The sequence below is a fragment of the Gallibacterium genomosp. 3 genome (assembly GCF_001678475.1).
In the GTDB taxonomy this organism is placed as follows: domain Bacteria; phylum Pseudomonadota; class Gammaproteobacteria; order Enterobacterales; family Pasteurellaceae; genus Gallibacterium; species Gallibacterium faecale.
Window position 1 is genome coordinate 25,529 of record NZ_JTJR01000005.1, and the last position, 6,568, is coordinate 32,096.

Sequence of the window (6,568 nt, forward strand, 5' to 3'; positions counted from 1 at the left end):
GAAGCCACTTAGTTTTAAGTGGCTTTTTTTATTGGATTTACACAAGCCGCATAATGCCGCTAATGGAGTAATACATGGAAAATCAAGAGTCACAACAATTTGATGAAGCAGCCGCTTTTGAAGAAGCCGCAAGCGAAGTGAAATTAGGTGGCGAACCTCAAGTTACTAACACAGACGCAGATACAACTGAATCTAGCTTGCCTGATCAGCAAGTGAAACCATCGGAAGAGATTAAAGATGATGTGCCTGATTGGTTGAAAGATGCCTCTGATGAAGTAAGGGAAAATGTACGCAAACTTGAGGAAGATAAAAAACGCTTTGAACATATGGCGAAAAGCCAACGAGGCCGTGTTGGAGCGTTATCAAAGAAATATCAACAAGCGAAAGCCGCACTGGATCAATTAAATGCGAGCCAAACTAATCTTGATGAAGATATTGCGAAGCTACAAGAAGATTATCCAGAGATGGCTAGTATTTTATCCCGCTTGATTGCCGGACAAAATCAACGCTTGAATGCAATTTCTGAACCGTTATCAAAAATGGCAGAAGCTAATGTACAGGATTTAGCTCAACAGGAATTAGACGGCAGTATTGCCCTCGTTTCTGAAGCTGTTCCTGACGCAGAGCAGATTATTAGCGATCAAGGATTTCATCAATGGGTACAAGCACAGCCAAAAGGGGTGCAAGCCTTGTTCTATTCTGACGATCCAAGTGATGCAATTTATCTGTTAAGCGAATATAAAAAAGTTATCTCTGCTAAACAAGATAACAGATTAAAAAGAACGCAACAAATGTCTGCAATGACGTTACCAAATGGACGCAACAGCCCGAAAGGTAATCAAGGTGATTTAGATGAGAATGCACTCTTTGACAGCATTGCAGAGGGAATGAAACGTAATAGATAGATTTTAAGGAGAAAAAGAGTATGGCTACAGGAACCACTACTTACGGCGATATTTCGCCACGTACACAGGTTTATGCAGTGGCTCAATTATTGAAACACGCTGAACCAATTATTGTGTTAAACAAATTTGGGCAGTCAAAAGGTATTCCTCAAAACAAAGGGCAGAAAATTAAATTCCGCCGTGCGAAGCCATTTGAACCAGCATTAACACCGTTGGCAGAAGGTGTGCGTCCTGCTGCGCAAAAAATGGTGTATGAAGATGTCGAAGCTGTATTGAAACAATATGGTGCGTGGACCGAAATCACAGATGTGATTCAAGATACACACGAAGACCAAGTACTAAAAGACATCACTCAGTTATCAGGTGAGCAAGCAGCAGAAACCACAGAGCTATTAACTTGGGGAGTGATTAATGGAGGAACCTCCGTTGTATTTGCAAATGGTGCAGCAACCAATCAGGTTAATACACCTCTATCCCTTGCTGCATTGCGTAAAGCGGTGCGCACATTGATGAATAACCGTGCTAAGAAAGTGACAACGATATTAGATTCATCTATTAAGATGGAAACTAAGCCGATTGAAGCTGCTTTTATTGCAGTATGTCATACCGATTTAGAGCCAGATATTCGTAATTTACCTGGTTTTGTCCCTGTTGCAAAATATGGTACGCGCTCAACCGTATCACCTAATGAATTTGGTACTGTGGAAAATATTCGCTTTGTAACCAGTGCATTATTTGCTCCGACACCAGACGCAGGAGGCGCCAAAGGTACAACATTATCAACAGGTGGAAGTAATTCAGACATTTATAAGATTGTCATCTTTGGACAAGATGCTTTCGGGGTTTGCCCTCTCAAAGGTAAAGAGTCTGCGAATATCTTGGTACGAAATCCAGGTAAGCCTGAAAAAGGCGATGAATTAGGTCAAACTGGTTCAGTTGGTTGGAAAACGTGGCACGCTGCATTAATTCTTAACCAAGCTTGGATGACTCGAATTGAATGCGCCGCATCAGCACTTTAAGTCTTAATTTAACCTTCAAGCCCTCAATCGAGGGCTTTTTTATTGGAGAAAATCTATGTCATATCCTTTTATTAACCTTGATAAAGCAAAAAAAGATGAATTAATTGCACATTTAAAAACGCACTGCGGCATCGATCCAAAAGAAAGTGAAACGAAAGATAGTTTGATTGAAGCTATTTTAGAGTTTGAAGATTTAAACGGACATACTCGCCCTTATGAATTAATGCCGGCTAGTTACAAAAACAACGTGGAAAGTAATAGTGATACACAAGATAACGCAAGCAGTGATTTAAATACGTATCGCAAAGTAAAAATGATAATCCAATCCTCTGAAAAGTTTGATGGACAAGATGATGTAATGGTTTGGATCAATGGGCATTCATATCAAATTAAACGTGACACAGAAGTGGTTGTGCCGGAGCCAGTTTATCAGCTATTGAGTAGCTCAAAGACTACCATTTATCAACAAGAGAAAGACGGTTCGGTGACAGAAAAGATTGTTGCAAACTATTCAATCCAATTCTTAGGGTATGTTTAGATGAACTTTTTACAACTTGCACAGCGTTTACGCCGTGAAATAAGCGATACAGGCGAAGGTCCTGCAGGCGTTACTAATCAGCGTGGGCGTAATTTAGAGTATGTCGATGCGATAAGAGAAGCATGGTCTGATATTCAAATTATCCGGCAGTGGTCTGATAATTTTTATGTATCACCTTACAGTAAGGATAATTTGCAGTTGCTTCAATCCTCAATAGACACACCATTTATTCCAGAATATCTGCATTTAGGTATTGTTTATTATGCACTAGCGAATAAAGCGTTATCACAAAATGCACAAGAGTTAGTATTAAAAGCTCAAACGGAATGGGATAAATATCTTAATTTGCTATGCCGTGATTATTTGCCAACAGCTACATTGGGGCAGCAAAATGGCTAAATTACCCAACTTTTCTTCACAATTCATCGCAATGTCAGGAGGAGTGGATTTAGCAACACCACCAATTGCAAAAGCAAGTAGTGATGCAATTATGGCGTTAAATGTGCAACCATTATTTGCAGGTGGATTTGCTCGTATCGAAGGTTATGAATGTCTAGATGGTAAAATAGTACCGTCTGAAATGAAATATTATCATATCGTTTTCCAAGATTTACCTCCTGAAAATTTAGTCGGTATAGAATTTGATTTGGGCGGTAAGCCAGCTAAAGTCATTGAAGTTATTGAGCATACTGTTACTGTTATATCTCAACCAAACGTGACAGTGTTCACAAAACAAAGCATTACTATCGGTGATTTTTCGTCTGTAATTACATTTATTACATCATCAATCGGCGATGTTACGAAGCATAGAACATACTTAGCGAAAGCATTTCAGTTCGGTGTTGAGTTAACTCAACCTGTAAGCGGTGTAAATGCTTTGCGTGGGGTGGTGGAGCTTAATGATAAGTTAATTGCATTTCGTGATAGCGAAGATTATTGCAATGCCTTTATTTGTGATGAAGTGACGGGATGGGCACCTGTACCAAAGACTTACATCATAACCGTATCTATATCTAACCATCCAGAATATCTGATAGACAATGTTAAGTTTACGGTGAACGGACAAGAATATATTGCGTTATCTGTAAATGTAGCAACAGATAATCAAACGGCGGTAATAATCAGTCATACTCCATTCACTAACGAGCAGCAAATTACGATTAATGGCGTTATTATTGGCAAGGTAACAAATTGTGATGAAGTAAATTTAACAAAGGGTGGTGTCTTTGAAGTTATCTACCATAATTTTTATGGTGGTGTAGATACGCAATATGCTTATGCTTGCAATGGGCATGAAGTGATTGAAATAAGGCAAGATGGTTCTATCATTCCAATTTCAATTAACGCCAAATATCCACAACACATTACTTCACATAAAAACCATTTATTTGTGTCATTTAAAGGTGGGCAAGTTGGTCACTCTTTAGTAGGCTATCCGACAAAATGGTCTGTATTATTAGGGGCAGAACAATTTGGTTTAGGTGATGAAATCACCGCCCTTTCTTCCACCGCTGGGGGTGTATTGCTTATCTGCTGCGAGAATAAAATTGCAGCGTTATATGGCTCAACTAGTGATGATTGGGCGTTAAAAGATTTATCAAAAGTTGGAATTCAATCTGGAACATTGCGTACTGTTTTTATGCCGATAGGCATTAGTACTAGTGGCATTACAAGAATAGATCAAACGGAGCAGTTTGGCGATTTTAAACTTAGTGAATTAGATGCAAGTCGAAAGTTAGGCTTTAATCCTTTAGATAATAAAATTTCATTTTCATCAACACAATCAAACAGAAATCAAATCCGATTTTATTCGAGTATTGGATCACATATTTGTATTATGTTACTACCCGATGGCTCCACAAGAAGCACGTATTTTAATTACCCAGACAAATTAATAGGAGTATGGCAATCAAACCAACATACTTACCTTGCCTTTAATGATGGAAAAGTCTATCGACAAAATGAGAATTGTTACTCCTTTGCGGGCAAGCCAATAGAATGGTTAATTAAAATGGCATTTAATCATTGTGGCAGTCCAACCACGATAAAAAGCTGGCATTCAGCCGAACTGCAAGCGACAACGCAAGGTGAGGCGAAATTGAAGTATCGGTATGATTTAGACTACAACGCAACTTATCACGCAACTCAATTAAATAAAGATATTTCTATTTTTGGTGGTGGTGGACGTTGGAATGATGCATTCTGGAATAACTTCTTATGGTCAGCAGAAGATTACTCAACACCTACCTTTCAATTAAACGGTTATAGCAGAAATATCTCGTTGTCATTTTCTGGAAATGAAATGTATGCACCGAATTTTGAATTAACAGGACTAATCCTTAATTACATCACAAGGAGATTATATCGTGTCTAGTGATAAACTATATCAAAGAACACATGAGTTTACGCCATATACGACAGCAGATGGAAAAGCGGTACAAGCTGAATTTGATGCTATAGAATCGGCACTAGATCACTTTCCAAAAATGCGTGATGACGGCACTGGATTTGCCGTATCTCCTGTCATTCCAGAACCAACAGAAGATGATCACCCTGTAAATTATGGAATGTATTTAACTGGCGTAAATAATGTTAAAGAAAATCGAGATGAAGTAGAACGCCTCACGATAGAAGTAAGACAACACACACAAGAAGTTGCCACTAATACACAAGCTGTTCACAACAATACACAAACTGTATTAACTGCAGAACAAAATGTTATTAATAAAGAGATAGCTGTAGAAGAATCAGAAAATATGGCAAGAAAATGGGCATCTAATCCAGAAGATGTCCTTGTGAAAGACAATAAATACTCTGCGTACCATTATGCTCTAAAAGCTAAAAATAGTGCAGTTGCTGCAAGTCAATCTGAAATAAATGCAGCTAGATCTGAATCTGCATCAAATACAAGTGCTAACTTTGCAGAACAGAAAGCAAATGAAGCTAACGCCTATGCAGAACAAGCAAGACAAGCTGCTTTTAGAGAAAATGATTGGGGAAGTATTGCTAATAAACCATCTTTTAATAGTAGTGTAACAAGTGATTCGGAGCGGGATTTTGCAACGCCGAAAGCGGTTAAAATAGCGTATGGCAAAGCTGTGGAAAGTAGTGATGCTGCTAATGCAGCGCAAGTAAGAGCAGATAACGCTATAAATGCTGCTAATGCAGCGCAAGTAAGAGCAGATAATGCTATAAGTGCTGCTAATGCAGCGCAAGTAAGAGCAGATAATGCTATAAGTGCTGCTAATGCAGCAAAAACGGTAGCTGATAACGCTATAAGTGTCGCTAACACGGCACAATCAACAGCAGATAGTGCTATGAGTGTAGCTAATACTGCACAATCAAGAGTGAATGGCGTGGTAACAGATATTCGATTAGGAGCTGTAGTGTATGGAAAAACAGCAGTGATAAGAACCAAAGAGTTTCATTATGATATTATTGTAAGTAAATTATGGCCTGAAGAAAAAAGTGGTTATGTTATGACGGGTATATTTTCTACTTCTAAAAGAAAAACAGGGTTTGATTATGGAGAACGTGAGATCACAGCAAGTAGTTGTCTCCGTCCAGTGCAAAAAAATATAAATGGGGCTTGGTATACTGTAGCATCAATTTAAGAAGGGTTCACTATATGAGAGACTTTAAACATTTTCATAGTTATACACCAGATCATAAAATACTAGCTTCGGCAGATATATTATATTTAAAAGATGAACAGGGAAATGATTGGTATGAGGTACAAAAATCTTTTCAAGAACACACGTTGAAAATAATGTATGATGAACAGCATGCGATTGTAGCTATGTCAAAAGATATATCAAGTTTATTTCCAGATGGTTTATCTGTTGCAGAGGTGATAGAAACGGATGTTGAAATAGGAGATTATTATTTTGCAGGCGTGATAGCTAAATATAGACCAACAGAGTATCACACATGGAACGGAACAGAATGGGTTATTAGCGAAGAAAAACAAGCTGAACTATTAGCTTCACAACAAGCTGAAGCGTGGGATCGTATCAAAGAATATAGATACAATCGTGGTCTAGGCGGTGTATATATAAAAAGCGTTGATAGATGGTTTCAGACGGGTGAAGAAGAGAAAACCAAGT

General features: G+C 38.3%; 6 protein-coding genes and 1 pseudogene. All 7 read left to right on the forward strand.

Annotated features, from left to right (window positions below; translation table 11 throughout):
• Positions 1–74: 74 nt before the first annotated feature.
• Positions 75–905 carry a hypothetical protein gene (locus QV06_RS01125; RefSeq protein ID WP_065236568.1) on the forward strand — a complete coding sequence of 277 codons (831 nt, stop codon included), beginning with the start codon at positions 75–77 and terminating at the stop codon, positions 903–905.
• A gap of 20 nt (positions 906–925) precedes the next feature.
• Positions 926–1,924 carry a N4-gp56 family major capsid protein gene (locus tag QV06_RS01130; protein ID WP_065236569.1) on the forward strand — a complete coding sequence of 333 codons (999 nt, stop codon included), beginning with the start codon at positions 926–928 and terminating at the stop codon, positions 1,922–1,924.
• Positions 1,925–1,979: 55 nt separating this feature from the next.
• Positions 1,980–2,462 (forward strand): hypothetical protein, encoded by a 483-nt coding sequence (locus QV06_RS01135; protein ID WP_065236570.1) that lies wholly within the window; start codon positions 1,980–1,982, stop codon positions 2,460–2,462.
• The gene (locus QV06_RS01140) at positions 2,463–2,861 is read left to right on the forward strand and encodes a hypothetical protein (RefSeq protein ID WP_065236571.1); all 399 of its coding nucleotides are present in this window, start codon (positions 2,463–2,465) and stop codon (positions 2,859–2,861) included. It abuts the gene before it with no gap.
• The gene (locus tag QV06_RS01145) at positions 2,854–4,836 is read left to right on the forward strand and encodes a hypothetical protein (protein ID WP_065236572.1); all 1,983 of its coding nucleotides are present in this window, start codon (positions 2,854–2,856) and stop codon (positions 4,834–4,836) included. Before QV06_RS01140 ends, QV06_RS01145 begins: the two co-directional genes overlap by 8 nt.
• Complete coding sequence (locus QV06_RS01150) at positions 4,829–6,076, forward strand: tail fiber protein (RefSeq protein ID WP_065236573.1); 1,248 nt, start codon at positions 4,829–4,831, stop codon at positions 6,074–6,076. The genes QV06_RS01145 and QV06_RS01150 overlap by 8 nt, the downstream gene beginning before the upstream one ends.
• Positions 6,077–6,090: 14 nt before the next feature.
• Positions 6,091–6,568 (forward strand): annotated as a pseudogene (locus QV06_RS01155) (hypothetical protein); the annotation flags it as partial.